This window comes from Arenicella xantha, from assembly GCF_003315245.1.
Taxonomy (GTDB): domain Bacteria; phylum Pseudomonadota; class Gammaproteobacteria; order Arenicellales; family Arenicellaceae; genus Arenicella; species Arenicella xantha.
Map to the genome: position 1 here is coordinate 1 of NZ_QNRT01000016.1, position 4,010 is coordinate 4,010.

The following is a 4,010-nucleotide window of genomic DNA, read 5'->3' on the forward strand; positions in this document are numbered from 1 at the left end:
ATATAAAAAGAAATGCCCAAGAACAGAATACCCAAAGACAGAATCAAAGTGATTAAGCTCGCCAGCCCAACAACTTAGTATTTCCTGACTTTCCATTTCTATTAAAGTATATAAATCCATGCTCTACGTACGCCTAACGCCAAGCCAAGGGGCGGCGCGAAGCAGCCGTCCCGCGGAGCCAACTTGTTGGCGGAGTGAACTTTGACGCCTTGTTATATGCCATGCTCAATACTTCAACAGAAATCCAATATAGCTAATATCATATTTTCCGGAATACCAAGTGGTAAAGGAATAGATGAAAAAAAACCCATCCCAAATGGATATGAATATAACTAGGTATTTTATACCTTTATGAAACCCGAATATTAGTGCGGACTGTTCAGGATAATACGGGTTGTATCTAATGGTTATCGCGGGATTGTACTGGGCTCTGCTCAGGATAGCGCTTACCTCATCATAATTTGAGCTGCCTTTAAGCCCGTATCCAATACGACTGTTGATGTATGTCTTCCCATTTACTGCATATTGATACTCTATCAATTTTCTAAAGTCTGCGTTACCGCCTTTTTTGAGCCTAAGCCTATCGGCGCTTTTGATAACTTTACCTTCAACCGTTGCCCATCTGCTAGCACGATAAGAGTTCATGCAAGACCAAACACAATAGGACGTAAAAAATATTACGCCGATAAGGAAAAATGAAAAAATACCGCCCATTATGGAACTCGAAATATCATCGACGAATATAACGCTAAGCCAAGGGGCGGCGCGGAGCAGCCGTCCCGCGCAGCCAACTTGTTGGCGGAGTGAACTTTGACGCCTTGTTATGTGTTTTCATCTAATGTCGTAGTTAGTCTACAAGCATTATTCTTGTAAAAACCAGGTTCAACCTCAACAGAGAAAAGGCGCAGCCTTTTCCCTACAGAAAATTTTTTAGAGAGATTACATCCATCTTGTCGAATTGACTCAACTCTTTTTGTTTTACGTTTATTGTCTTCTGCCTCTTCAACTTTTTTCAATTTTCTAATGCCATATCTAACTAGGACAACCTGGTCTCCCGCAACGATATTAGTTGGCTGATAATTATCAACAGCATCAATGTCTTCACCGTAACGATACACAACGCTTTCTACGGTTACATTGTAAGCGTCTTGATACTCTTGACTTTCTGAATCGACGGCCACTATAGCAACTAGATCATAATGCCGTTGGAAATCCTCTTCTAGAAGACCTGCATGTACTGCACAATTACTTACAAGAAGAAAAATAGAAACTGTTGCCTGCCTCATATACACATAACGCTAAGCCAAGGGGCGCGCGTCGTCTGCGCGTCCGAACGAACGCAGTGAGTGAAAGTGTTTTGCCTTGTTAGGTGTCTGTAACATTATTAACTGTCCATGGAAATCATACTTAAAAACTCTTCTTCGTTTTTAGCTAATGTTTCTTGTTGTTGTGTGACAGGGTCCACTTTAAAAATATACCCGCCACAATGGCGAAGATAAAAATGACCATTATCATCAACAGCAACCATATACGACTCCTTACCTTTCCACCATTCTGCTTGAAATGGTCTTCTATCTTCTTGGCGAAGTAAGCATGCTAATTTCATTTCTGTACCGTTGAAATTAATTACACGTTTAATACCAAGGTTCTTGATAGCATTCTCTAATTGCTTCGGATTCATGCTTGTACACCTAACGCTAAGCCAAGGGGCGGCGCGAAGCAGCCGTCCCGCGGAGCCAACTTGCTGGCGGAGTGAACTTTGACGCCTTGTTAGGTGGTGTGACTTTTTCAATGACTTGATGCACTTCCTTTTGCCTCCAGAGAACAAGAACCATTTCTTTCGTTTACAAAGCCAGACTATCAGAATTCGTTTAGTGATAAAAATGCTGTTCGACCAAATCGATATAAATACTTAACTTACAACGATGAATCAATTTTCGAGACTGCCTCACTCGCGGAAATTGGCACCGACAAAAAACTTATTATCAACGACCGTTCTAACTAAATAGACAGGACACACCTAACGCTAAGCCAAGGGGCGGCGCGAAGCAGCCGTCCCGCGGAGCCAACTTGTTGGCGGAGTGAACTTTGACAACTTGTTATGTTTCATGCGCTTACTTTAATCAGGAGCACTAATTCTAAAGTTTACATCACTGATTTTTTCTCTATCGCTTTGCGATAGCCCAATAAATTCAGGGAAAACAGCGGCTTCATTGATTGCTGCAACAATAGCGATATCAAACGCTTCATTACCACTAGCTTTGATAATTCTAATTGCCTCTATGGAAAAGTCTTTTTTCAACTTAATATTTACCTCGCAAACTATTTTCTCTTCGAGGTTTTCTTCAGCGAACTCCAATGCTCTAGAGATTTTGTCGTGATACACCGATCCACACTCAGCCAGTGAAACACAAGGCTCAATATTATTGGCACTCACAGGAGAAAGCAAAATAATCATTATCGCGAAGACGTACAATTTCAATTTCATATCGATATCTCAGTAAACATAACGCCTAGCCAAGGGGCGGGCTGACAAGCCCGTCCCGCGGAGCAGCTTGCTGCGGAGTGAACTTTGGCGACTTGTTAGTTGCTGAGAGGATCTTTCCGCAACCACGTTGAAGAACGAAGCCGCTACTTTCTGAAACCCAGAAACCATAAGAGCCAAAACTCTATAGCGAAGCCCGATACCAGCAGAGCCAAGAAGCCTCTTCTCTGCGACCGATGCTTGCGAAATTTTGAACGCATAATTAATAGAATTCATGTTTGTCCTTTTATCCTCGAACTCTAAGCCAGGCATTTCCAATTTGGCTAAAAGCAATTAACTATTCGATTAAACGACTCTTGGCACTGAAATGCAACTAACGCCTTTGCAAGGGGCGCGTTGAAAACGCGTCCCGCGCAGTGAGCACAGCGAACGCAGCATTTCTTGCAAACTTGTTATATAGCATCGTTCTTCCGAACATTTCCACCGAAGACTTTTACTAATTCTTCAGTGGCCTCTAGGCCGCCAGAAGGCCATGACAGTTGTTCAAAATTCAGTTTTCCCGAAGCCTCAGACAAAAACTCTAAAGACTGATATTCGATGGCAGAGCTACTAATCGCATCTACCCACGACATGAAATCCCATTCTTCTTCAACGGTATCTCCTAGATCTAGCCTAACAAATTTCTTTTGCGCGAATTTAGGAAAAGCTAACCAGAGTTTATCTGCGTCAAAACGCTTTTCAGATTTAGAAATTTTAACAAGATCAAAACACTTAACAAATTCATCTTTAGCGTGTTCAGGGATATTAGAGAATTCAATTACTGGCATGGTCTTAGCCTATATAACGCCCTTAAAACGGGCGCGCGTCTTCTGCGCGTCCGAGCGAACGCAGAGAGCGTAAGTTTTTGAGCTTGTTATGTTTCATTTTCAAGCCAAGCTATTTCTTAAATTCATTTTTTTGAACTTCCAAAAGAGTAGTTCCAAGTTTGTACAAGCCTTGAAGGCCTCGTTTTTCGGTATCGTATGAGGGCGACCAAAAACAGGCTTTTGAATAAGCAAAACCTCGATCTGTCTCTAGGCACCAATTGGAACCGTCAAGCCCCATTGCGCTATCTTTCAAGTTATATTCTAGTGCCTTATCATAGAGAGCATATAAATCATCATATTCAGAACCAGAGATCTCTTTTGTTTGAATCGATTTTTCGTCTTCAAAAACTATAAAGCTCTTCTCGGGTTTTTCTCTTTTACATAATTTAAAGACAGACTCGTCTTTAAAAGATGGCGAAATAGATAGCGTGAATATCTTACCACCCTTGCTCCAGCGATCACTACAACGTTTAACTTCACTGCCAGCTTCAGCTATAGAACTAGCGACTAGGGATACTAAAAGAATGCTAAGTGCTTTTTTCATATTCAGGTCTTCAGTAAACATAACGCCCACAAAACGGGCGCGCGTCTTCTGCGCGTCCGAACGAACGCAGTGAGTTGTAGTTTTTGTTCTTGTTATGCATACGAGTTTCGTAATA

Annotated in this window: 6 protein-coding genes; all 6 read right to left on the reverse strand. The window is 41.8% G+C overall.

The window, feature by feature from the left end; translation table 11 throughout:
* Positions 1-225 precede the first annotated feature (225 nt).
* Entirely contained in the window at positions 226-714 is a 489-nt protein-coding gene (locus tag DFR28_RS20175) for a DUF3592 domain-containing protein (protein ID WP_113956039.1), read from the reverse strand.
* A gap of 107 nt (positions 715-821) precedes the next feature.
* A complete protein-coding gene (locus tag DFR28_RS19295) occupies positions 822-1,286 on the reverse strand; it encodes a hypothetical protein (RefSeq protein WP_113956040.1) in 465 nt (154 codons plus the stop codon).
* A 98-nt stretch (positions 1,287-1,384) separates the two neighbouring features.
* On the reverse strand, positions 1,385-1,681 hold the full coding sequence (locus DFR28_RS19300; protein WP_113956041.1) for a hypothetical protein: 297 nt from the start codon (positions 1,679-1,681) through the stop codon (positions 1,385-1,387).
* 438 nt (positions 1,682-2,119) lie between these two features.
* Complete coding sequence (locus DFR28_RS19305) at positions 2,120-2,458, reverse strand: TonB C-terminal domain-containing protein (protein ID WP_170132191.1); 339 nt, start codon at positions 2,456-2,458, stop codon at positions 2,120-2,122.
* Between the two features lie 479 nt (positions 2,459-2,937).
* Positions 2,938-3,312 (reverse strand): hypothetical protein, encoded by a 375-nt coding sequence (locus DFR28_RS19315; RefSeq protein WP_113956044.1) that lies wholly within the window; start codon positions 3,310-3,312, stop codon positions 2,938-2,940.
* A 109-nt stretch (positions 3,313-3,421) separates the two neighbouring features.
* A partial coding sequence (locus DFR28_RS19320) for a hypothetical protein (protein ID WP_211317067.1) occupies positions 3,422-4,010 on the reverse strand: 589 nt, incomplete at its 5' end.

Coding starts and splice junctions, on each gene's coding strand:
- DFR28_RS19300 (WP_113956041.1), bottom strand. CDS start 1,681: ATGAATCCGAAGCAATTAGAGAATGCTATCAAGAACCTTGGTATTAAA.
- DFR28_RS19305 (WP_170132191.1), bottom strand. CDS start 2,458: ATGATTATTTTGCTTTCTCCTGTGAGTGCCAATAATATTGAGCCTTGT.
- DFR28_RS19315 (WP_113956044.1), bottom strand. CDS start 3,312: ATGCCAGTAATTGAATTCTCTAATATCCCTGAACACGCTAAAGATGAA.
- DFR28_RS20175 (WP_113956039.1), bottom strand. CDS start 714: ATGGGCGGTATTTTTTCATTTTTCCTTATCGGCGTAATATTTTTTACG.
- DFR28_RS19295 (WP_113956040.1), bottom strand. CDS start 1,286: ATGAGGCAGGCAACAGTTTCTATTTTTCTTCTTGTAAGTAATTGTGCA.